Genomic DNA, 21,546 nt, shown 5'->3' with positions numbered 1-21,546 from the left:
AACGAAACGCGAAAAAGCAATAATTTCCCCTTATGCAGAAAGGTTAGCAGAGTGAGAGTATTTATCTATGATTTCAGAATATTAACATCAATATATCGCCGGATGGCGGCTTCGCCTTATCCGGCCTACAAATCAAAATGTTAGCCAGCGCGTAGGCCGGATAAGACGCGCCATCCGGCAATATGAGAGCCGGTCAAACCGTTTCCAGCTTCGCATACGCGGCAACCAGCCATTTGATCCCTTGCCCCTGAAAAGCCACCTGCAACCGGCTATGCTCGCCGCTGCCCTCCAGGTTGACAATAGTTCCCTCGCCGAACTTCGCATGGCGCACGCGTTGGCCGAGTTTGTAGCCTGTGTCGTTTTCCGCCAGCGGCGTTCCCATTCGTTGATGGCTCACCGGACGACTGACGGTGGCGCGCAGACGGACCTCTTCCACGCACTCCTCCGGCAACTCGCCGATGAAACGCGACGGGCGATGATAAACCTCTTTACCATACAGACGGCGAGTTTCGGCATAGGTTAGCGTCAGTTTCTGCATGGCACGGGTAACGCCGACGTAGGCCAGACGACGCTCCTCTTCCAAACGCCCGCCCTCATCCAGCGACATCTGGCTGGGGAACATCCCCTCTTCCATCCCGACGATAAACACCTGCGGGAACTCCAGACCTTTAGCCGAGTGCAGGGTCATCAGCTGTACCGCATCCTGCCAGCTATCGGCCTGACCTTCCCCGGCTTCCAGCGCCGCATGAGACAAAAACGCCTGCAGTGGCATTAAATCTTCGTCTTCTTCGTTGTAGCTGAACTGGCGCGTCGCCGTCACCAGTTCCTCTAAGTTTTCGATGCGCGTCTGGCCTTTCTCACCTTTTTCTTGCTCATACATGGTGCGCAGGCCGGAATCTTTGATCACCCGGTCAGTCTGCACATGCAGCGGCATGTCGGCGGTTTCCTGCGCCAGGGCGTCGATCAGTTCCATAAAGCGTTGCAGCGCGCTGGCCGCACGCCCGGCCAGGGCTTTTTCCTGTAACAACTCACGGCACGCCTGCCACAATGTTAGCTGGCGATCGCGCGAGGTCTGGCGCACCACGTCCAGCGTGCGGTCGCCGATGCCGCGCGTCGGGGTATTCACCACGCGTTCAAAGGCGGCATCATCGTTGCGATTGGCAATCAAACGCAGATAAGAGAGCGCATCTTTGATCTCCTGGCGTTCGAAGAAGCGCATACCGCCGTAAATGCGGTACGGCATACTGGCCTGTAATAACGCTTCTTCCAGCACGCGCGACTGGGCGTTGCTGCGATAAAGGATGGCGCATTGCGCAAGCGCGCCGCCGTTGTCCTGCCAGGTTTTGATACGATTAACCACAAAGCGCGCTTCATCCAGCTCGTTGAAAGCGCAGTACAGCGATATCGGTTCGCCATCAACGCCGTCAGTCCACAGCTTTTTACCCAAACGCCCATTGTTATTCTCAATCAGAGCGTTCGCCGCGCTAAGGATGTTGCTGGTCGAGCGGTAATTCTGCTCCAGACGAATGGTCTGCGCGCCGGGGAAATCATTGAGGAAGCGCTGGATGTTCTCTACCTGGGCCCCGCGCCAGCCGTAGATCGACTGGTCATCGTCGCCAACGATCATCACCTTGCCGGTGTCGCCCGCCAGCAGACGAACCCAGGCGTACTGAATGTTGTTGGTATCCTGGAATTCGTCCACCAGGATGTTAGTAAACCGCTCGCGATAGTGTTGCAGGATGTGCGGCTTGTTCAGCCATAGTTCATGAGCGCGCAGCAGTAGCTCGGCAAAATCCACCAGACCAGCGCGATCGCACGCTTCCTGATAGGCCTGATACACCTTCTGCCAGGTCTGTTCCACCGGATTGCCATAGCTTTGGATATGGTGCGGGCGTAGCCCTTCGTCTTTCTGGCTATTGATGTACCACATCGCCTGACGCGGCGGCCACTGCTTCTCATCAAGATTCATCGCCTTAATCAGGCGTTTAAGCAAACGCATCTGATCTTCGCTGTCGAGAATCTGGAAATCCTGCGGCAAATTAGCGTCCATATGATGCGCGCGCAGCAGGCGGTGCGCCAGACCGTGGAACGTCCCTACCCACATTCCGCCCTGGCTGGTCCCCATCAACTGGCCAATACGATGGCGCATTTCCGCCGCCGCTTTGTTGGTAAAGGTCACCGCCATGATGGAGTATGGCGAGTTGTTTTCTACGCTCAGTAACCAGGCGATACGGTGCACCAGCACGCGGGTTTTCCCGCTTCCCGCGCCCGCCAGCACCAGCATGTTGCTACGTGGCGCGGCCACCGCTTCGCGCTGTTTATCATTAAGGCTGTCGAGCAGGTAAGAAACGTCCATTGGCACCGCCGCGTAAAAACATGAAAACTAAAAACGCCCGGTGGCGCTTCGCTTACCGGGGCTACTTATCGTAGGGCGGATAAGCATAGCGCCATCCGCCAGAATAACTGGGAATTTATACAGAACTACTGGTGATTATATCAGCGAGGTGAGAGATGCCAACCGCGAAATTTCGATATGCGGCAGTAAACGGCTGTCCTGCGTCCGCATCAGGTCGGCATTTTCAGGTTTAATCCAGCAGGCCTGCATCCCACAGCGAATAGCGCCAGCCACATCGGTAGTCAGATCGTCGCCGACATGCAGGATCTCGCCGATCGGCACATGCAGTTTTTCCGCCGCCAGGAAATACATGTCGCTAAACGGCTTGGAACGTCCATCCGGGCCGGCGCGCAGTACAAACTTAAAGTAATCGCCGAGGCCAAACAGTTCCGGCTGGGCGTTGCCGTTAGTGATCGCCACCAGCGGCCATTTTTTCGCAAGCTGCTGTAACGTCTCATGGGTAGCCTGCGGAACCTCAATCTGGCTGCGCCATTTGGCAAAATGCATCATCGCCGCATTCGCGCCGGCAATGGCCTCCTGCGCCGATAATCCCGCATCCCGCATGGCCTGCTCTATCGCACGATGGCGCCAGCGGGTAACGTCATGATAGATTTCCGGCTCCGCTTCACGCACCGCCTGCCGTATCCGCTGTAAATCGACGTTTTGAAACGAACGTAGCGACGGGTGATAATTTTGCATAAAAGCGAGCGCTTCCTGCTCAGTACGCAAAATCACCGGACGGTTATCATAAAGGGTATCATCCAGGTCAAAGGTGAGCGCGGCAATACGCCCCAAAGGCCGGTAAAAACGCATTATTTCCCCCGTTTAGCGCGCGGATGCGCCGCGTCGTACACTGAAGCAAGATGTTGAAAATCAAGATGAGTATAAATTTGGGTGGTGGAAAGGTTGGCATGACCCAGCAGCTCTTGCACGCCGCGCAGATCGCCGCTCGATTCCAGCATATGGGTCGCGAACGAATGGCGCAGCTTATGTGGATGCACGTGGCTGTTTAGCCCCTGCTTTATGCCCCATTCGGCGAACCGTTTTTGGACATTGCGCACGGAGATACGCTTGCCGAGCTTCGACAGGAATAACGCCTCTTCATCGCTGGCGAACAGGCCGCGCAGATCCAGCCAGTGCTCAATCCACGTCACCGCGTTACGGCCAATCGGCAGGCGTCGCTCTTTGCTGCCTTTACCCATTACCCACACTTCGCCGGTATCAAGATCGAGGTGCTTTATATCCAGGCCAACCAGTTCGGATAAACGCAGCCCCGCGCCGTACATGACCTCCAGCATCGCCCGATCACGTACGGCGAGCGGATCGTTAAGATCGATGTCCAGCAGGCGGTTAACGTCGTCGACATCAATATTTTTCGGCAGATGACGCGGCGCTTTCGGTGCGGAGACGCCCTTCGCCGGGTTAGCTTTCAATTCGCCCTGACTGACTAACCAGTCAAAAAAGCTTCGCAATGCCGAGAGACGTAGCGCCAGACTGGCAGGGCCAAGCCCTTTACGCCGACTGCGCACCGCAAAACTGCGCACAATCGCAGCGTCACATTGTTGCCAGCTTTTCAGCCCGGTTTCTCCGGCTAAAGCGATAATGGCATCAAGCTGACGCTGGTAGTTCTGCAGGGTAATGGGGCTAAGCTGGCGCTCCACGCCTAAATAGCGCAGGAACCGCGAGACATCCAGAGAAAGCGCGACATCCGTCATACGCGTTTAATCCAGCGTTCCAGCAGTTCCGGCAGCATCAGCGCGATCTCCTGTAAAAGCTGCGTCCCCTGCCCCGGCTGATAGTGGTGCGGGTCACGGCTGCTGAAGAGAATCACCCCGAGGTCGCCATCGCTGCCCATCATCGACATAGCTACCGAGCCTACAGCCTTCGCCTCCGGCAAGACCACCAGCAGTTCCGGGCCGTTTAGCGGGCCAAGATAATGCTGCGACTGTCCCAGCCGTTGAATACGCAGCGGCTCAAAGGCCTGACGGTTTAAAGCCAGATGTGTATAGCGCGATGGCGCGCCAAGACGCCACCGATCCGGGAACAAACGCAGCGTCGCGCCGGCAAGCCCCAAATCGCGCGCCCAGCGGTGAAACCGCACCAGCATCTCATCCAGACTATCCGCGGCGACCAGACGGCTTTGCAGATGCAGCAAGCGATAAAACAGGCTTTCATTGGCATGAGCCTGTTCCATCAGCAGCGTCATATTTTCTTCAAGCACATTGATGTGATTACGCGCGCGGGCCATATGCCACTCAACGAGCGAAACCGTTCCCCGCACGGGATGTGGAACACGCATCGCTTCAACGGCGTGGGCGTTACGGATAAAAAACTCAGGGTGGTGGCGCAGGTAATCGACGACCGCTCGATCGTCCAGTTCCGTGAGCGTTTCCTGTAGTTCTTCCTCTGGTTGCTTCATAAATGGATAAATCCGTCGTAGATATGTGCCGCCGGACCAGTCATGTATAACGGATGACCCGGACCTTTCCAGGCGATATCCAGCCGACCGCCCGGTAATTCCACGCGTACTTCTTCAGCCAGCAGCCCCTGCTGAATCCCCACGGCAACGGCAGCGCACGCGCCGCTGCCGCACGCGCGGGTCTCCCCTGCGCCGCGTTCATAGACTCGCAGCCGGATATGCTCACGTCTTACAACCTGCATAAAACCAATGTTGGCGCGTTCCGGAAAACGCTCATGGCTTTCCAGAACCGGCCCCAGTGTTTCAACGGCCGCCGTGTCGACGTTATCAACCTGAATGACACAGTGCGGATTACCCATTGAAACCACGCCGCACAATATGGTCTGTTCCGCCGCTCGCATAATATACGTCTTTTCCGCTTTGTTGGCGCGAAAAGGCACCTGCGCGGGTTCAAAGTTTGGCTCGCCCATATTGACGCGTACCAGTTCATCTTCCGTGACGCTCAGTACCATCCGGCCATTCGCGGTACTGACCCGAATGTCGCGTTTATTGGTTAGCCCTTTCAGGCGAACAAATCGCGCGAAACAGCGCGCGCCATTGCCGCACTGCGAGACTTCACTGCCGTCGGCGTTGAAGATGCGGTAATGAAAGTCCAACTCAGGATCATAGGGCGGCTCAACCACCAGCAGCTGATCGAACCCTACGCCCAAGTGTCTGTCGGATAGCCGACGAATCAGTTCCGGCGAAAAAAAGACATTCTGCGTTACCGCGTCGACGACCATAAAATCGTTGCCAAGGCCATGCATTTTAGAGAATTGCATCATTCACTCCGTTCACGCGGGGACAGAAAACTATCCTCAGTAATTGACCTGGGACGGGCCATCTCCCGTTGCGCGATCGTTCTTATCGGGCATCGTGGACTGCGTTTGCGAATCGACTTTTTTCGTCGGCGGCGGCGCATTTTTATCGGCTGGCGGGAAATAAAGCGGCCCTTTCAAACCGCAGCCCGTCAGGCTGAACAGAGTCAGAAGTACAGCGAGTGTCTTAAACACGTTTTTCATTATGGATTGCCTGTAAGTTCATGCTTTCTATTTTCTATCATCGCAGGAGAAGGCGTAAAAGCAAGCGTTTAGGGGCTCTTTATAAAATCTGAAAAGCGGCGCGTTGCCATGATTATTGCGCATTTACATCAGGGAACATGCTTTGCTAATCACTTTAGGTTTACGTACCACGTCCGGATGACCTTATGCAATATCGTAATTTGTTTTGCCTTTTTTCGCTTTCACTTCTGCTGCCTCCCGCCTGGGGATGCCGGCTGAGTGAATCTCCGCACAATGTTTATCAACGGCAAGGCAGCGGCGTGGTTTATCTCCAGCCAGAAGAGGAGAACAATCTTTCGTTGCCGGAGGTGAATTTCAAACGCCTGCGTCGATTACCCAATTCATTGATTAACCCGGCAACTCAGGGCTGGAACTGGATAGCGCAACCCCCTTCCTGAACCGGGAAATTAACGCCGGAAAAGAGCATGGCTATTTTATGCGTGATAGCCAGCAAGGTCAGGGTATTCATGTCTTTAGCATCAATGGGCCGCTAAAAGTCACCGAGCGTTTTGCGTATGACAACCGCTAGTTTATACGTGGATTGGCAGCCAGCTTTACCGAACAGCATCCCCCTGCCCGGATAAGACGCATACTCTGAATAGGAACGTCATGTACACCAATAATAAAGATATCATCATCATAACGCAGGCGCAGGAATGCCAAAAATGACGCCGCTAAACCGTTTTGCGCGTTTGAATAAACATCTGAAAAACGCCCTTCGGGGCGTGGGGATCGGTTCATGCATTTACGTCATTGTTGAAAGCGTTATGCACGGCACGATAAACGGTGTTGAAGCTGCCGGGGTTCTGACGATAAGCGCGGTACTCGGTCTGCTTAGCGCTCTTTTGGATATCAAAGCAAAGCCGCGCGCCCCCTTAATCCTGTTGCATTTTCTCCTCTGCGGCGGCTGCGTCGCACTGATGGTGGCAATGCTGTCGGCTCTGAACCATTTCCCGGTTAACGCGTCCGTCATACTTATCACCGGTGCGCTATTTATCGTCATTTACCTACCGCTGAGTTTTATCCTTTACCGCTCACAACGGTAATTCGTATCGGTTCCAGAAGCTGACGCTTCCCCTTATACTGGCGATATCACTCAATAGCGGGATAAAACAATGAACGACAGTGAATTTCATCGCCTTGCCGACACTCTGTGGTTAGCCATCGAAGAACGTCTGGACGACTGGGATGGCGACAGCGATATCGACTGCGAAATCAACGGCGGCGTGCTGACCCTCAGCTTTGAGAACGGCAGTAAGATCATTATTAACCGTCAGGAGCCGTTGCACCAGGTGTGGCTGGCGACCAAACAGGGCGGCTATCATTTCGATCTGAAAGGCGACGAGTGGATTTGCGATCGCAGCGGCGAAACCTTCTGGGATCTGCTGGAGCAGGCGGCGACGCAGCAGGCGGGTGAAAAGGTGAGTTTTCGTTGATTTATTTGCCGGATGCGCTTTGCTTATCCGGCTTACTGTAGGCCCGGTAAGGCGTAGCCGCCACCGGGCGAAAATCCTCAGGAAAAATACTGCTGCAATAGCGGCGCGTCATGATCCTGGTTTGCTGGCGGCACGGTGTTGATAGGCTGCGTACGGAATGGGATCACCTGCGCGCGGCCATCGGTTTTCACTATCTGGTAGAACTGCGGCAGGTTAAAGTTGATAAAACTGGAGCCATACGTGAAGCGATCGTGCGATGACGAATAGAAGCGACTGACGTCGCGCACCAGTTCTTCCTTGCTACCTTCGCAGTGGTGATACACTTCCGCCCGGTTACTTTCATCCAGAATATAAATATTAAAGCCTTTCTCATCGCCCGTTTCTTCAAAGAAGAACTGGATGATCCCTTCGCTGGCGAAGCCATCCACCACTGACGGCAATTTCACCTGGTTGGTTTCCACCTGTACCGACAGCCCGTGCAGCTTGTTATGCGAAATCGCGCCGTAGAATTCGATAGCGTTCTCCAGCTTCTGCACCGAGACATTCAAGCGTTCGAAGAATAGTCCCCACGTCTGCCCGGAAACCCGCAGCGCCTTGAAGCGACCGGTCTCCTGACGGGTGCTGGAAAGACGTAGCTCGATACATTCGGAGACCAGTTGCTGCACGCGGGTGCGAATCAGACCGCGAAGATGCTGACTGTAACAGAACACCTCCACGCTATCCGGCGGCGCGGCATCCTGGTGCATTTTCCCCAGAATCGTTTTCAGCGCTTCGATCATCGCCTGCTCGCCGTTAAAGTGCAGAGTACGCACTTCGTTCCACGAGTTGCGATATAACAAGTCGATACTGCCTATCAGACAGTTTTGCTCTTCGCCAAAGCTGAAAACATCCAGCTTACGGAAGTCAAAATGGACCACTTTATTGCGAAACGCCGCCGTCGGGTCATATTCGAGGTTAACGATAATCGCCAGATGGCGAATTTCACAGGGGCTGTAGAGCGCTTTCGGCGTCGGAGCAGGCAAGCGCAGCGGGAAATGGTGCGAAACATCGGCGACCATCTCCTGTAACTTAGGCAGGTCGACAATACCGTTGCCCTTAATAAACAGATGCGTTCGCGACGTCAGCAGGCCGTTGAACCACGCCCACGCGACCAGCTTATTAAGATAACGGTTATATTCCAGCGGCTGATGGCTGATGATGGAATCCATGTTCGGCGCGCGGTTGTAGAGATACCAGCCTGAACGGTTGGCGCGTCCCGGCGGCACATGGATAAAGGTTAAATTCGGCTCGGACAGATCCGGCGATATCTGCGGGTTCACCAGCGTGACTTTACCCGGCAACGCTTCAAAAGCCGCGTACAGCTTACGCGTCAGTACGCCGATATCCTGCGGGCTGGCACTCACGCTGAGGTTGTTGCGCCGCGCAAAGCGAATCAGATTACGATAGCTCTGCATCATGGCGTCGAGCAATTCGTTGTGAGCTTCCCGCACCTGATCGATTTTCCAGTTTGCGCGATTATCGAGCATGGTCAGACGCGCGTCGTCCCATCCCCACTCGCTGACTAACTGGCTTAATACTTCCCGACGCCAGCCTACGCAGGCACGCTCGCGACTTAATTTCTCGCACACTTTCAGGTAAAAGCAGCGGCGGACTAAATCCAGCCGCGTCGGATCTTCAATCGCCGTCAGGTATTCAGTGACCCGTTCCAGCATCATGCAGTAGGGATCGAGTCCAAACGATACGATTTCACCGTCATGCAGACGTTGTTTAATATCTTTCGCCAGCAGACGTGGGTTGGGGTATTCCCATGAATAGGCTTCCAACAGCAGCGTTTTCAGCACCGCTTTGTACGGCGAGTCAATGCTCTTGTATAGCTGCCACAGGCTGGCGCCAAAGTACTCTTCGGCGGAGAGCGAGCTTAAGCCCCCCAGATCCAGCCATTCGTTTGGCGTTAATACGCCCTGCGCGTAGAGCGTCATGACATAGTCGTCGTAATGCTCTTCTTCGTCGCACGGCACCATGCTCCACAGGATACGCTTCCCGGCCAGGCGCACAGCGGTACGATAAAACTCATCAAGCAACAGGATATGCTGCGTAGAACCACAGTCTTCCCCGCCCAGACTGCCGCTTTCGTTATGGCGGAAACGGTTCTCGTCGATCAGGAAGAAGCTCACCTCAACGCCAAGCGAGGCGGCCCAGCTTTCCAGCAGGCTACACTTACGTTGCAGCAACTGACGCTCTTCACCGTCGAGCCAGGACTGATGGCACACCCAGATATCCAGGTCGGACGAGCAGCTCTGCCCGACCGAGGAGGTGCTGCCCATGGTGTAAACACCGGTAATCGGCAGCTCGCCCTTCGGCGGGTCCTGCGGCGTCATACCGCGGTACAGCTCAAGTTCGTTCAGATAGTGGCGTTGGGTTTCATCAGGCGTGTAGAAGCAAATACCGCTGGGAACGTTACCATCAAGGTAACCCGGCATCAGTGGATGGTGATAGTGCAATAATGTCGGCAGAAGACTGTAAACCTGCTGAAAAGCGGGTCCCATGGCAGCAAGCGCGCGATCCACACGCAGTTGATTTATGGCATCCAGTCTCTGTTTCAGAGTCTCAATATAGAGGTACAAGACGTATCGCCTGATGTTGCTACCCGTCATGGTGCAGGTCAGTACTTGACCGTCGCCATTCGGGATAAACCGTATGTCAAAAATAACCGTTACCCTTTCTCGCCTGCATATTTTTATCTAATACCGACGAAAAAATGGTCTAAAACGTGATCAATTTAACACCTTGCTCATTGACCGTAAAGAAAGATGCGCTACATACAAGTGTAGCACCGTTCGCTGCGTGTAAATTCTTAAATACGGGCTGGCGGTTTCTCGTCATTATTCACTGTCATTGACGACACTGCGCCTTATCCTCTCACTCACGGTGACCGGAAAACTAACATACTCTCTATAAGGATGTTAGGATGGTCAATGATTGATAATGACGGTAACAAGCATGTTAGACAATGTTTTAAGAATTGCCACACGCCAAAGTCCCCTTGCGCTTTGGCAGGCACATTATGTCAAAGACGCACTGATGGCAACCCATCCGGGACTGACGGTAGAACTGGTGCCGATGGTCACACGCGGCGACGTGATTCTCGATACTCCCCTGGCGAAAGTGGGCGGTAAGGGACTGTTTGTTAAAGAGCTTGAAATCGCGCTGCTGGAAAAGCGCGCTGATATCGCCGTGCACTCTATGAAAGACGTTCCGGTGGCCTTCCCGGACGGTCTCGGTCTGGTGACCATTTGCGAGCGCGAAGATCCGCGCGACGCGTTTGTCTCGAATAAATATCACAGTCTGGACGATCTGCCCGCGGGTAGTATCGTCGGGACGTCCAGTTTGCGTCGCCAGTGTCAACTGGCGGAACGCCGTCCGGACCTCATTATCCGTTCGTTGCGCGGCAACGTCGGCACACGTCTCGGCAAGCTGGACAACGGCGACTATGACGCCATTATCCTGGCCGTGGCCGGTCTGAAACGCTTAGGTCTGGAGTCGCGCATTCGCACAGCCTTGCCGCCCGACGTTTCGCTTCCTGCCGTAGGCCAGGGCGCCGTCGGGATTGAGTGTCGTCTTGACGACGCGCGAACACAGGCGCTGCTCGCACCGTTGAATCACTCGCAAACCGCGCTGCGCGTAACGGCGGAACGCGCTATGAACACCCGCCTGGAAGGCGGGTGTCAGGTGCCAATTGGCAGCTATGCAGAAATCATCAACGGTGAAATTTGGTTACGCGCGCTGGTTGGCGCACCGGACGGTTCGGTGATGGTGCGCGGCGAACGTCGTGGTTCTCCCGAGCAGGCGGAGCAAATGGGCATCTCGCTTGCAGAGGAACTGCTGGAAAACGGCGCGCGCGCGATTCTGACGGAAGTTTATAACGGCGAGACGCCCGCATGAGTATTCTGATCACCCGCCCCTCTCCCGCAGGGGAAGCGTTAGTGAGCCGTCTGCGCGCACTGGGGCAGGTGGCCTGGAGTTTTCCACTGATTGAATTTGTCGCCGGTCGGGAGCTACCCACCCTGGCCGACCGCCTGGCGACACTGACGGAAAACGATCTAGTTTTTGCCCTTTCACAGCACGCCGTCGCCTTTGCTCACGCCCAGCTCCAGCGGGATGGTCGAAACTGGCCTGTGGCGCCGCGCTATTTCGCGATTGGCCGCACCACGGCGCTCGCCCTTCATACCGTTAGCGGGTTCGATATTCGTTATCCATTGGATCGGGAAATCAGCGAAGCCTTGCTACAATTACCTGAATTACAAAATATTGCGGGCAAACGCGCGCTGATTTTGCGTGGCAATGGCGGCCGCGAACTGCTGGGCGAAACCCTGACAGCGCGCGGAGCCGAAGTCAGTTTTTGTGAATGTTATCAACGATGTGCGAAACATTACGATGGCGCGGAAGAAGCGATGCGCTGGCATACTCGCGGCGTAACAACGCTTGTTGTTACCAGCGGCGAGATGTTGCAACGGCTCTGGTCGCTGACTCCCCAGTGGTATCGTGAGCACTGGTTACTACGCTGTCGGCTATTGGTCGTCAGTGAGCGTCTGGCGCACCTCGCCCGGGAACTGGGCTGGCAAGATATTAAGGTCGCTGATAACGCCGACAACGATGCGCTGTTGCGCGCATTACAATAACTCTCATAATGGGATGCCATAATGACGGAACAAGAAAAATCCTCCGCCGTGGTTGATGAGACCAGGGAGAGCGTGGAAACCACGCCACAGCCAGTTAATACCGAGAAAAAAAGTAAGAACGGCGCCGCGCTGGTATTAAGCGCGGTGGCGATTGCGATTGCCCTGGCGGCAGGTATTGGGCTTTATGGCTGGGGGAAACAGCAAGCAACCGCGCAAACGGAAACCAGCGATGCGCTGGCGACGCAACTAACCGCCTTGCAAAAGGCGCAGGAGAGCCAAAAAGCGGAGCTGGAAGGGATTATCAAAAAACAAGCGGCGCAGTTAGATGACGCAAATCGCCAACAGGCGGCGCTGGCGAAACAGCTTGATGAAGTACAACAAAAAGTCGCCACCATTTCCGGCAGCGATGCTAAAACCTGGCTGCTGGCGCAGGCTGATTTCCTGGTGAAACTCGCCGGACGCAAGCTATGGAGCGATCAGGACGTCACTACCGCCGCTGCGCTGCTCAAAAGCGCTGACGCCAGTCTGGCGGACATGAACGACCCCAGCCTGATTACCGCACGACGCGCGATTACTGACGATATCGCCAGCCTGTCATCCGTTGCGCAGATCGACTACGACGGCATTATTCTCAAGCTCAATCAGCTCTCTAACCAAATCGATAACCTGCGTCTGGCGGATAACGATACCGATGGTTCGCCGATGGATTCAGACAGCAGCGAGCTGTCCAGCTCGCTAAGCGAATGGCGCGTTAACCTGCAAAAAAGCTGGCAGAACTTTATGGACAGCTTTATTACCATTCGCCGCCGCGATGATACCGCCGTACCGCTGTTGGCGCCCAACCAGGACGTCTATTTACGCGAAAATATTCGCTCCCGCCTGTTAGTCGCCGCGCAGGCCGTGCCACGCCATCAGGAAGAAACATACCGTCAGGCGCTGGATAACGTTTCGACCTGGGTTCGCGCTTATTACGATACTGACGACGCCGCGACAAAAGCCTTCCTGGAGGAGGTCGATAAATTAAGCCAGCAAAATATCACGATGGATCTGCCGGAAACCCTGGGAAGCCAGGCGATCCTTGAAAAACTGATGCAAACCCGCGTGCGTAATCTGCTGGCGCAACCGACAGTCTCTACGGCAGCGCCTGCCACGCAGACAGACGCTCCGGCAGCCGCGCCGCAAGGAGAATAATGATGCTAAAAGTATTATTGCTCTTTGTGTTGTTGCTCGCGGGTATCGTGGTCGGCCCGATGATAGCCGGTCACCAGGGCTATGTGTTAATCCAGACCGATACCTACAACATTGAAACCAGCGTCACCGGCCTGGCGATCATTCTCATCGTCGCTATGGTGGTGCTATTCGCCATTGAGTGGTTACTACGCCGTCTGTTTCGTACCGGCGCGCACACCCGCGGTTGGTTTGCCGGTCGTAAACGCCGTCGCGCTCGCAAGCAGACCGAACAGGCGCTGCTGAAGCTGGCGGAGGGCGACTATCAGCAGGTTGAAAAGCTGATGTCAAAAAATGCCGACCATGCTGAACAACCGGTGGTAAATTATCTGCTGGCGGCAGAAGCGGCGCAGCAGCGCGGCGATGAAGCGCGCGCTAATCAGCACCTTGAACGTGCGGCAGAGCTGGCGGGGAACGACACCATCCCGGTCGAGATCACGCGCGTGCGCTTACAGCTGGCGCGCAATGAAAATCACGCAGCGCGTCACGGCGTGGACAAACTGCTGGAGGTCACGCCGCGTCACCCGGAAGTTCTGCGTCTGGCGGAGCAGGCCTATATTCGCACCAGCGCATGGAGTTCTTTACTGGATATCATCCCATCCATGGCGAAAGCGCACGTCGGCGATGAAGCGCATCGCGCCATGCTCGAACAACAGGCGTGGATAGGACTCATGGATCAGGCGCGTGCCGAGCAGGGCAGCGAAGGATTACGCACCTGGTGGAAAAACCAAAGCCGTAAAACCCGCCATCAGGTGGCGCTGCAGGTCGCGATGGCCGAGCATCTAATCGAGTGTGACGATCATGATATGGCGCAGCAGATTATCATCGACGGTCTGAAACGCCAGTATGACGATCGGCTGGTGCTGCCCATTCCTCGCCTCAGAACCAATAATCCGGAACAACTGGAGAAAGTGCTGCGCCAGCAAATCAAGACGGTAGGCGATCGCCCGCTGTTATGGAGCACGCTCGGCCAGTCGCTAATGAAACACGGTGAATGGCAGGAGGCAACCCTGGCTTTCCGCGCCGCGCTAAAACAACGCCCGGACGCGTATGATTATGCCTGGCTTGCCGATGCGCTTGATCGACTGCATCAACCGGAAGAGGCCGCCGCCATGCGGCGCGATGGCTTGATGCTGACATTACAGAACAATCCCCCGCAGTAATTCCCTCTTGCCCGGTGGCGCTTCGCTTACCGGGCCTACCGCCTACACAAAATCATTCGGGATGCATAAAAAAACGCCTGCCCGGTTAAGGGGCAGGCGTCAAAACAGGTCTGTATGACAACATAAAGGGGTGCTTCACTCAACGTTGTGTCCAGGGTGTTTGATGAGGCGTAAGCGACATCTGTCAGTGGACGATAAGCACCGTAAACGGCTCTGCATCATTCCTGAGTTTATGAGGCCAGAAGGCGAACATAAGAGATGGAATGAGCATCTACCCGTACATTATTGCACATAACGTGCCATCTTTGCACCGCTAAAAAACAGGCGCAGGCATTAAAAAAACGTAGAGAATTCACGCGATTGTCATCCCCCCGCCGCTGGCGAGGTTTTAGCGTGTCGCCCGGTGGAGACAGAACAGGATGCTTTTTACAAAGTGATTATAAATCAATAGATTACTCGTCACCGAATAGCGACAAATGAAGCCTGGGATATCGCCAACAAATCATAATGGCAACACGTGCGGGATAAGGGGTTGAAAAGGAACAGAAAACAAAAAACCCCGCCGAAGCGGGGTTCAAAATTGGTCGGCGAGAGAGGATTCGAACCTCCGACCCACTGGTCCCAAACCAGTTGCGCTACCAAGCTGCGCTACTCGCCGATATACTGCTTTTTTGAATTTTTAGTTCAATTCATTGAGTCGTGGTGCGAGGGGGGGGACTTGAACCCCCACGTCCGTAAGGACACTAACACCTGAAGCTAGCGCGTCTACCAATTCCGCCACCTTCGCGTTTCACAACTCTATATTAATGGGGTGGCTAATGGGATTCGAACCCACGACAACTGGAATCACAATCCAGGGCTCTACCAACTGAGCTATAGCCACCACTGAAACTTTTTACGCGGTATTAAACCACCGCAGCTCAAGCACCTAAATAAATGGTACGCCCGACAGGATTCGAACCTGAGACCTCTGCCTCCGGAGGGCAGCGCTCTATCCAGCTGAGCTACGGGCGCTTAGCGCCGTTGCGGGGGTGGATAATACGGACTTCACACCCCGCTGTCCAGTGCCTTTTTAAATAAAATGCGCGTTTGGTTATGCTTTGCGCATTTTGGCGCTTATTCCCCCACCTTGTGGGCGGTTCCGTGACGATTCAGGCCGAAAACTTTGTAGACCAGCGTGACGGCCAGCAGGAAGATGACGCCGACAAACAGCGACATGCGCGTATCTTCATTAAAGTACATGCCGATTAAAACGCAAACCAGAAACGCCATCGTCAAATAGTTCGCCCACGGAAACATAATGGAACGAAAAGGATGATCCGCAATCGCTTCTTTATGCGCCCGACGAAAGCGCAGTTGGCTAATCAGAATGACAAACCACGGCACCATCCCCGGCAGTACGCTGGCGCTATAAACGTAAACAAAGACGCGCTGCGGATTGGGGATGATGTAGTTCAGGCAAGAACCTACCAGCAAAATCAAAATAGAGAGCGCCACGCCCGCGACCGGCACGCCGTGGCGAGAGACTTTCGCGACTGCCGCCGGCAGTTGACGGTTTTTCGCCAGCGCGTAAAGCATACGCCCACAGCTATACATTCCGCTGTTACAGCCGGAGAGCGCCGCCGTCAGCACGACAAAGTTGATAATGCCTGCCGCGGCGGTGATGCCGATTTTCGCGAAGGTGAGCACAAAGGGACTGCCGTTGCTGCCAATCTCATTCCACGGGAAAATGGTGACGATCACGAAAATCGCGCCAACATAAAAAATCAGGATACGCCACAGCACTTTACCCACCGCGCTACGCAACGTCACCTGCGGATTCTTCGCTTCACCGGCGGTAATACCGATCAACTCAACCCCCTGATAAGAGGCCACCACGATACATAATGCGGTCAGAAAGCCTTTCCAGCCGCCGGCAAAAAAGCCGCCATGCTCGGTCAGATTACCAAAGCCAATCGCCTGGCCTCCGTTACCAAAGCCGAAGAAAATCACCCCCAGACCGATGATGATCATCACAATAATCGTGGTGACTTTGATCATCGCAAACCAGAACTCGATTTCACCATACAGGCGCACCGCAGCCAGATTCGCCAACGCGACCAGTCCGACGGCAATCAGCGCCGGTATCCACTGCGCCATCTCCGGAAACCAGAACTGGACGTAGACCCCAATGGCGGTAATTTCCGAGATCCCGACCGCCATCCACATAAACCAGTATGACCAGGCGGTAAGATAGCCAAAAAAAGGACTCATATACCGGTGGGCGTACACGGCAAAGGAGCCGGTAACAGGTTCCAGAAAGAGCATCTCCCCCATCGAGCGCATGATGAAAAAGACGAACAATCCGGCGATGATATACGCCAGCAGCACTGACGGGCCCGCCCATTTCAGCGTACTGGCGGCGCCCATAAAGAGTCCGACGCCGATGGTGCCCCCGAGGGCAATCAATTCAATATGACGAGCTTCCAGCCCACGCTGTAGCTCCGGTTTTTTCTCTGCCATAAATCCTCATGTCGTGTTTGCAACGGTTCCGGTAGTACCGGTTATTGTTATGGGTACATCGATTGTTGCGAATATTTTCTTAAATTTGGACAAATGGCAAATGGAGCATTAAAAAAATGCATTTATTGTGTAAGAAATCATCGATTATGTTGTAAATGAGCAGCGCCATAAGCACAATCCGCTGCTCAAGTCATCAGAAGGGAGAATTAGAGATCGCCAGTATAGTGCCAGCGAAGGTAGCGCAGCAGACGCATCTGGCGGGTAATACGCTTCGGTTGCGAAAGCAGACGATACAACCACTCCAGCCCCAGGTTCTGCCATATTTTTGGGGCGCGTTTGACGTGACCGGTAAACACATCATAGGTCCCGCCCACCCCCATATATAACGCATGGGGATGCACTTCCCGACAATCGCGCATGAGTAATTCCTGTTTTGGCGATCCCATCGCGACGGTGACAATTTTCGCGCCGCTGACATGGATACGCGCAAATAGCGCCTGACGCTGCTCCGGCGTAAAGTAACCATCCTGGCTACCCACAATATTGACGTTCCACTGCGTCCGCAGTTTTGCTTCTGTCTGCGCCAGCACCTCAGGCTTGCCGCCGACAAGAAATACCGGTGTGCCTTCTTTCCCCGCGCGCGCCATTAACGCTTCCCAAAGGTCAGCGCCAGCCACACGAGAAACCTGCGCCTGCGGAAATTTTTTACGTATTGAACGCACCACGCTGATGCCATCGGCATATTTAAATTCCGCCGCTGCTATCAACGCGCGGACTTCCGGATTATCTTCCGCCGTCAGCAGCTTTTCGGCGTTGATCGCCACCAACGTGCCTTGCTTCAGTTGACCATCGGCAAACAGATAATTCAGCGCATGTGACATGTCGCGCCAGCCAATCAGAGGTAATCCACGCAGCGAGTAAAGGGGCGCAGCGGCATTATTGGTCATAGTTTTCCTTCCACCTGTGCCTGAGGGAGCGAAGTTGTACGTTTATGAATCAGTCCGGCGCTATCAAATAACCAGAACAGAAGCTTAGCGACCAGCAGGCTGGCGCCAAAAACCACCAGGAAGAAAACCACGCGCGAAACAAACGAATCCAGCCCTTCTCGCGCCAGCACAATCATATTAAAGATGGCGCCAAAGCAGAAACTGTGCAGAATCGCCGCCTTATAGCGATTGGGCTCCCGGTTACCCAGTTCATACAGCCAGTCGAACCATTTGATAATCAGCCCGACGACGATCGCGCCGAGCGGAATAAACAGCGCCCCGCCCATAACCACCAGCGATCCGATAAGCGTTGGCGATATCGCCAGGCCAGAATGGTTGTTCAGGACTTCCCAGGTGAAGTAATTCGCAGAATTCAGCACGATACTGGGTCGTCCCGGCCATAACCAGGTGGGAATAAAGACGTAGAAATCACGCACGATAGGGGCCAGCCCCTGAAAATCGATATTGTGGTAATTTTGCAACAGCAGCGCCAGATTCTCCCACGGCGAAAAGGTATCGCGCGTCAGATAAAGAAACGTATAGAACGCCTCATCGCCGCTCACATTTAATCCGTAGCGTTTGAGCGCCAGCCAGAACATACCGACAATCCCCAGCACGCCCGCCGCTGCCAGCATCCACAGGCTGATCCAGCCCCGAATAATGCCGATAAACAGGAAGATAGCAAACGCAATAATGATGTTGGCGCGCGTGCCGCCGACAATCATGTAGGTCAACAGGCCAAACGCGACGGTGCTCACCAGAAAAAACAGCCACGCTTTGCTGTCCTGGCGCAGGAAATAGACCACCAGCATCGCCGGAATGAAGAAATAGAAGAACCGTTTTAACGCCACGCCGGAGACTTCGCTGGAAAATATCTGGCTGTAGGAGTGCAGCCGGAACAGCAAAAAGCCGTTATGCATAAAGAAAATCGCCACGCTCACCAGCGCGATGCCCATCAGGATCACCCAGGTAAGGTGGGTTTCCACCCGGTTCATGGTAAATAGCGGCTTGCGTGGTACATCCACAACGCGTTTGCGTAAACGCGTTTTATAGGTCACGTAATACACGCCGTAGAAACAGGCGGCGGATAATAGAGCCTGCAATAAGATTTCCGGCGGCGCGACGCCAACGTCGAAACGAAATACCAGCACGCTGGTTAGCGGAAAACCAAAAAAGAAGGTCAACAAAAACAGCAACGAAAAGAAAACGTTGAAGTTAAAACGCACGCGGCGGAATTCAAACCAGGTCAGCGTGGCGATAAACAGCGTAGAGAGCAGCCAGACCACCAGCAGCCCGCTGAATTGCATTAAACTCATTCGGCTTCTCCTGCGGCGATTCTCAACGCATTATGCCACGGTTGCAGGTAGTTGGGGCTAAAGAAGGTGATGCCGCTTTTATCTACCGATGCGAGCTGACGCTGCGCCTCGCGCACGACCTGCTCATTAAGATCGTCCGTGGTAAACAGGACGGGCAGATGCTGTTCCGCCATATCCTGCCAGAAAGGATTGTCGCGATTCAGTACGCACGGGATATCGGCCTGAATTAGCAGACATAACGTCCCGATCCCCTGTTGGCGGGCAAAAATAAAATAACCGAGGTCGCACTGGCGCAACAGCGCAAGATAGGCATCAAATTCCATTTTTTCGCTAAGAATTTGTAAATTTTCGGCGCTAAATAGCGCCAGACCGGCCTGACGAACCTCATCAATATAGTCCTGGTTATTGGCCGGATAGCCCATCGGCACCACCACGTTTACCGTGTCGCCAAACTGCTGATACACCGCCCGTAACGCCGCAATATGTTGGTTACTGCGATCGCCGGAGTTCCCTACCAAAATGGTCAATTTCCCCGCACGTTGGCGCTCTTTTGCCATAGCATTCAGGGAAGGATCCATGCGCGTCGGGAAATAGAGCAACTCGCCGCGTACGTCCGGATGCTGACGCGCAAAATAGCTGAGATCGCCGCGCGTCGCGAATACGCACCCTACTCGCCCCTGCGCGATACGACGAAGCGGATAGAAAAGGCGGAATTTCAGCCCGTGGGACACTTCGTAGAGATCCGCGCCCCAGATATGCCAGTAAAACTGAGCTGGCTTAATACCGCCGCTTAACAGCGCCAGCCACAGGCTGGTGTTGAACTGACCGTGAAAGAAGAATCTTTGTCGACGATTTGCTTTCGCTTTGGCGATGACCGCCTGCGCCAGCGCTTTCTTACTGCCATAAAAACGAAGCGAGAGCGCCGGACAGCTTTCCGTGAAGCCGTTATCCTCGCCGGCAACCATAAATTCGCGCGCGTGCTCGCTTGTGGCGGCCAGCGTATCATTGAAAAACCGCAGCACGGTGTGGTTATGGTGAGGGATATCCGATCCCAGGACGTGAATCAGTACAGTCATGCTCGCCTACGCCAGAGTAAAAATACGCCGCAACAAAGTGAAAAATAGACAATATAGGTGGCCATATAAGCCTGTGCCGCACCCAGCGCGCCGTGAGCGGGAATCAGCCAGTGAGCGAACGCCGTTAACAGAATGAACTGGCTAATTTCAGCCAGAATGTAAAATCGCAACGACGCTTTGGCAATCACCAGATAACCGAAAACATAGGCGCCGACTTTCAGCACGTCGCCCACTAACTGCCAGGCGAACAGATCGCGCATCGCGGTGAATTTGGCGGAAAAAAGCAGCCAGATAGCAAAATCGCGCAGTAGCCAGACGGTAAAACTCGCCGCCGCAACCGCCGGTAAAACAAATTTCAGCGCTTTTACCACTTCACGCGTAATGTCCTGTTTTTCCGTCAGGCGTGAGAGCGTGGGTAACAGGTAAACACTGAAGGAGGCGGTGATAAATTGCAGATAGGCGTCAGAAATACTGCTTACGCCCTGCCAGATCCCGACATCGCTCCAGCTATAGTGCGCGGCCAGTTGGTTTCGCATCATCACATAGGCGACCGGCATCGTAACGGAGGTAATCAGCGCCATCAGGGTAAATTTACTGAGCTGCCCTGCCAGACCGTTGTTCCAGGAGGGCTTGAGATAGCGTAGCGGGACGGTGCCGCGCTTAATCAGTATTATACCGGCAGGTACTACTACCAGCGCCGGCACCAGCGCCAGGCCAAGCAGAGCGCCTTCATAGCCGCCAACACGGTAGCAGAGATACCAGGCGGCGACGCCCAAAAAGCTGCCGACAATTAACGATAAGGCATTACCCGACGCGTCTCGAAAGCCCTTCATTAGCGCCAGCAGCAGGTTCGCCCAGGCGATCCCCATTTGTACCAGCGCAACCAGACGCACCAGCCCTTGATAGTCCGTATGACCGAACAATCCCTGGCTAATCGGCGCCGCCGCCAGCAAGAAGACCAGCGCCAGCAGCGTAGAGAACCCCAATACCATCGCGGAGGAGGTTCCCACCACGGTACGTAACTGCGCCGGGTTATCATGATGTTGTGCGACAAGTTTGGTAACGCCGTTAAATATCCCGGCGCCAGCCAATACGCCCAGCACGGTAATCATCTGGCGGAAGTTACCCGCTTGTCCGACGCCCGCCGGACCAAAAGAGACGGCCAGTAGTTTCACCACCAGCAGTCCGGCGCCAATTTTTACCAGCGTACTGACCGCCGTCCACAGGGAGGCTTTAGCAAGCGACAT

General features: G+C 54.7%; 19 protein-coding genes, 4 tRNA genes and 1 pseudogene. 8 read left to right on the top strand and 16 right to left on the bottom strand.

Annotated features, from left to right (window positions below):
* Positions 1-193 precede the first annotated feature (193 nt).
* The 6 genes from uvrD to J4613_RS21215 all read right to left on the bottom strand — a co-directional run bounded on the left by uvrD (position 194) and on the right by J4613_RS21215 (position 5,875).
* A complete protein-coding gene (gene uvrD, locus J4613_RS21240) occupies positions 194-2,356 on the bottom strand; it encodes a DNA helicase II (protein ID WP_000383439.1) in 2,163 nt (720 codons plus the stop codon).
* A 135-nt stretch (positions 2,357-2,491) separates the two neighbouring features.
* Positions 2,492-3,208 (bottom strand): 5-amino-6-(5-phospho-D-ribitylamino)uracil phosphatase YigB, encoded by a 717-nt coding sequence (gene yigB, locus J4613_RS21235; RefSeq protein ID WP_001213560.1) that lies wholly within the window; start codon positions 3,206-3,208, stop codon positions 2,492-2,494.
* Positions 3,208-4,110: a tyrosine recombinase XerC gene (gene xerC, locus J4613_RS21230; protein ID WP_000132869.1), complete on the bottom strand. Its 903-nt coding sequence runs from the start codon at positions 4,108-4,110 to the stop codon at positions 3,208-3,210. Before xerC ends, yigB begins: the two co-directional genes overlap by 1 nt.
* Complete coding sequence (locus J4613_RS21225; protein WP_000812763.1) at positions 4,107-4,814, bottom strand: DUF484 domain-containing protein; 708 nt, start codon at positions 4,812-4,814, stop codon at positions 4,107-4,109. Before J4613_RS21225 ends, xerC begins: the two co-directional genes overlap by 4 nt.
* Entirely contained in the window at positions 4,811-5,635 is an 825-nt protein-coding gene (dapF, locus tag J4613_RS21220) for a diaminopimelate epimerase (protein ID WP_001160671.1), read from the bottom strand. Before dapF ends, J4613_RS21225 begins: the two co-directional genes overlap by 4 nt.
* Positions 5,636-5,671: 36 nt before the next feature.
* The gene (locus J4613_RS21215; protein WP_000799903.1) at positions 5,672-5,875 is read right to left on the bottom strand and encodes a lipoprotein; all 204 of its coding nucleotides are present in this window, start codon (positions 5,873-5,875) and stop codon (positions 5,672-5,674) included.
* A 185-nt stretch (positions 5,876-6,060) separates the two neighbouring features.
* Between J4613_RS21215 and J4613_RS21210 the strand changes: the two genes are divergently transcribed.
* The 4 genes and pseudogenes from J4613_RS21210 (at position 6,061) to cyaY (ending at position 7,350) form a co-directional block, all read left to right on the top strand.
* Positions 6,061-6,312, top strand: a complete 252-nt coding sequence (locus J4613_RS21210; RefSeq protein WP_001621231.1) for a hypothetical protein — start codon at positions 6,061-6,063, stop codon at positions 6,310-6,312.
* Positions 6,222-6,583: pseudogene (locus J4613_RS22790) on the top strand (hypothetical protein); the annotation flags it as partial. The gene J4613_RS21210 and the pseudogene J4613_RS22790, both read left to right, overlap by 91 nt.
* Positions 6,571-6,960 carry a DUF3021 family protein gene (locus tag J4613_RS21205; protein ID WP_001125564.1) on the top strand — a complete coding sequence of 130 codons (390 nt, stop codon included), beginning with the start codon at positions 6,571-6,573 and terminating at the stop codon, positions 6,958-6,960. The pseudogene J4613_RS22790 and the gene J4613_RS21205, both read left to right, overlap by 13 nt.
* Before the next feature lie 69 nt (positions 6,961-7,029).
* Positions 7,030-7,350: an iron donor protein CyaY gene (gene cyaY, locus J4613_RS21200; RefSeq protein ID WP_000999960.1), complete on the top strand. Its 321-nt coding sequence runs from the start codon at positions 7,030-7,032 to the stop codon at positions 7,348-7,350.
* A gap of 77 nt (positions 7,351-7,427) precedes the next feature.
* Here cyaY and cyaA read toward each other — a convergent pair whose 3' ends face one another.
* On the bottom strand, positions 7,428-9,974 hold the full coding sequence (gene cyaA, locus J4613_RS21195) for a class I adenylate cyclase (RefSeq protein WP_000281718.1): 2,547 nt from the start codon (positions 9,972-9,974) through the stop codon (positions 7,428-7,430).
* Positions 9,975-10,350: 376 nt separating this feature from the next.
* On the opposite strand from cyaA, the gene hemC reads away from it, so the two are divergent.
* Genes hemC through hemY form a run of 4 tightly spaced genes read left to right on the top strand, consistent with a single transcriptional unit; the run spans position 10,351 to position 14,419 of the window.
* A complete protein-coding gene (hemC, locus tag J4613_RS21190) occupies positions 10,351-11,292 on the top strand; it encodes a hydroxymethylbilane synthase (protein ID WP_001521319.1) in 942 nt (313 codons plus the stop codon).
* Complete coding sequence (gene hemD, locus J4613_RS21185; RefSeq protein WP_000025498.1) at positions 11,289-12,029, top strand: uroporphyrinogen-III synthase; 741 nt, start codon at positions 11,289-11,291, stop codon at positions 12,027-12,029. Before hemC ends, hemD begins: the two co-directional genes overlap by 4 nt.
* 21 nt (positions 12,030-12,050) lie before the next feature.
* Positions 12,051-13,220, top strand: a complete 1,170-nt coding sequence (gene hemX / locus J4613_RS21180) for a uroporphyrinogen-III C-methyltransferase (protein WP_000138962.1) — start codon at positions 12,051-12,053, stop codon at positions 13,218-13,220.
* 2 nt (positions 13,221-13,222) lie between these two features.
* A complete protein-coding gene (hemY, locus tag J4613_RS21175; RefSeq protein ID WP_023602562.1) occupies positions 13,223-14,419 on the top strand; it encodes a protoheme IX biogenesis protein HemY in 1,197 nt (398 codons plus the stop codon).
* A gap of 581 nt (positions 14,420-15,000) precedes the next feature.
* On the opposite strand, the gene J4613_RS21170 is transcribed toward hemY, so the two are convergent.
* The 9 genes from J4613_RS21170 to wzxE all read right to left on the bottom strand — a co-directional run bounded on the left by J4613_RS21170 (position 15,001) and on the right by wzxE (position 21,546).
* A tRNA-Pro gene (locus J4613_RS21170) sits at positions 15,001-15,077 on the bottom strand.
* A gap of 42 nt (positions 15,078-15,119) precedes the next feature.
* A tRNA-Leu gene (locus J4613_RS21165) sits at positions 15,120-15,206 on the bottom strand.
* Positions 15,207-15,226: 20 nt separating this feature from the next.
* Positions 15,227-15,302: transfer RNA gene (locus J4613_RS21160), tRNA-His, on the bottom strand.
* Between the two features lie 54 nt (positions 15,303-15,356).
* Positions 15,357-15,433, bottom strand: a tRNA-Arg gene (locus J4613_RS21155).
* Between the two features lie 102 nt (positions 15,434-15,535).
* Positions 15,536-16,921, bottom strand: coding sequence for an amino acid permease (locus J4613_RS21150; RefSeq protein ID WP_000818378.1), 1,386 nt, complete (start codon positions 16,919-16,921; stop codon positions 15,536-15,538).
* A gap of 206 nt (positions 16,922-17,127) precedes the next feature.
* Positions 17,128-17,868: a lipopolysaccharide N-acetylmannosaminouronosyltransferase gene (gene wecG / locus J4613_RS21145; protein ID WP_000183623.1), complete on the bottom strand. Its 741-nt coding sequence runs from the start codon at positions 17,866-17,868 to the stop codon at positions 17,128-17,130.
* On the bottom strand, positions 17,865-19,223 hold the full coding sequence (wzyE, locus tag J4613_RS21140) for an ECA oligosaccharide polymerase (protein WP_000055605.1): 1,359 nt from the start codon (positions 19,221-19,223) through the stop codon (positions 17,865-17,867). The genes wecG and wzyE overlap by 4 nt, the downstream gene beginning before the upstream one ends.
* Entirely contained in the window at positions 19,220-20,299 is a 1,080-nt protein-coding gene (locus J4613_RS21135; protein WP_079986971.1) for a TDP-N-acetylfucosamine:lipid II N-acetylfucosaminyltransferase, read from the bottom strand. The genes wzyE and J4613_RS21135 overlap by 4 nt, the downstream gene beginning before the upstream one ends.
* Entirely contained in the window at positions 20,296-21,546 is a 1,251-nt protein-coding gene (wzxE, locus tag J4613_RS21130; protein WP_023219573.1) for a lipid III flippase WzxE, read from the bottom strand. The genes J4613_RS21135 and wzxE overlap by 4 nt, the downstream gene beginning before the upstream one ends.

This window comes from Salmonella sp. 32020114201800008SM (assembly GCF_017572025.1).
Classification (GTDB): Bacteria; Pseudomonadota; Gammaproteobacteria; order Enterobacterales; family Enterobacteriaceae; genus Salmonella; species Salmonella enterica.
Note: the sequence above shows the minus strand (reverse complement) of the source record. Positions and strands in the feature narration are given on the sequence as shown.

Coding starts and splice junctions, on each gene's coding strand:
- J4613_RS21150 (WP_000818378.1), bottom strand. CDS start 16,921: ATGGCAGAGAAAAAACCGGAGCTACAGCGTGGGCTGGAAGCTCGTCAT.
- J4613_RS21225 (WP_000812763.1), bottom strand. CDS start 4,814: ATGAAGCAACCAGAGGAAGAACTACAGGAAACGCTCACGGAACTGGAC.
- J4613_RS21215 (WP_000799903.1), bottom strand. CDS start 5,875: ATGAAAAACGTGTTTAAGACACTCGCTGTACTTCTGACTCTGTTCAGC.
- hemX (WP_000138962.1), top strand. CDS start 12,051: ATGACGGAACAAGAAAAATCCTCCGCCGTGGTTGATGAGACCAGGGAG.
- cyaY (WP_000999960.1), top strand. CDS start 7,030: ATGAACGACAGTGAATTTCATCGCCTTGCCGACACTCTGTGGTTAGCC.
- dapF (WP_001160671.1), bottom strand. CDS start 5,635: ATGCAATTCTCTAAAATGCATGGCCTTGGCAACGATTTTATGGTCGTC.
- wzxE (WP_023219573.1), bottom strand. CDS start 21,546: ATGTCGCTTGCTAAAGCCTCCCTGTGGACGGCGGTCAGTACGCTGGTA.
- xerC (WP_000132869.1), bottom strand. CDS start 4,110: ATGACGGATGTCGCGCTTTCTCTGGATGTCTCGCGGTTCCTGCGCTAT.
- J4613_RS21135 (WP_079986971.1), bottom strand. CDS start 20,299: ATGACTGTACTGATTCACGTCCTGGGATCGGATATCCCTCACCATAAC.
- yigB (WP_001213560.1), bottom strand. CDS start 3,208: ATGCGTTTTTACCGGCCTTTGGGGCGTATTGCCGCGCTCACCTTTGAC.
- wecG (WP_000183623.1), bottom strand. CDS start 17,868: ATGACCAATAATGCCGCTGCGCCCCTTTACTCGCTGCGTGGATTACCT.
- hemC (WP_001521319.1), top strand. CDS start 10,351: ATGTTAGACAATGTTTTAAGAATTGCCACACGCCAAAGTCCCCTTGCG.
- hemY (WP_023602562.1), top strand. CDS start 13,223: ATGCTAAAAGTATTATTGCTCTTTGTGTTGTTGCTCGCGGGTATCGTG.
- J4613_RS21205 (WP_001125564.1), top strand. CDS start 6,571: ATGCCAAAAATGACGCCGCTAAACCGTTTTGCGCGTTTGAATAAACAT.
- wzyE (WP_000055605.1), bottom strand. CDS start 19,223: ATGAGTTTAATGCAATTCAGCGGGCTGCTGGTGGTCTGGCTGCTCTCT.
- hemD (WP_000025498.1), top strand. CDS start 11,289: ATGAGTATTCTGATCACCCGCCCCTCTCCCGCAGGGGAAGCGTTAGTG.
- uvrD (WP_000383439.1), bottom strand. CDS start 2,356: ATGGACGTTTCTTACCTGCTCGACAGCCTTAATGATAAACAGCGCGAA.
- J4613_RS21210 (WP_001621231.1), top strand. CDS start 6,061: ATGCAATATCGTAATTTGTTTTGCCTTTTTTCGCTTTCACTTCTGCTG.